Annotated in this window: 1 protein-coding gene; it reads right to left on the minus strand. The window is 40.8% G+C overall.

Annotated features, from left to right (window positions below):
* Window positions 1-224, minus strand: a 224-nt coding sequence (locus SB724_RS21985; RefSeq protein WP_410573218.1) for a BCCT family transporter, incomplete at its 3' end; no start/stop codon positions are given.
* Window positions 225-233: the final 9 nt, after the last annotated feature.

Here is a 233-nt window from a genome sequence, read left to right on the forward strand (position 1 = left end):
CAAGAGCTTTGCCACCCTGAGTCATTTTGCGAATCAGTCCATAGCCCCATCGAAATTAAATTTTGTACATAATTCCCTGATGTTTCCATAAATACATTTAAAATATAACGGGTCGGACCCACTGCAAGTACTATCAATACTAATAGTAACGACAGCAACATATTCCATTGTGAGAGTAGCCGTATTCCTCTACCAACGCCCGATAAAACCGAGCCTACAGCAATGGTACATAG

This window comes from Bacillus sp. SIMBA_031 (assembly GCF_046535225.1).
Classification (GTDB): Bacteria; Bacillota; Bacilli; order Bacillales; family Bacillaceae; genus Bacillus; species Bacillus velezensis.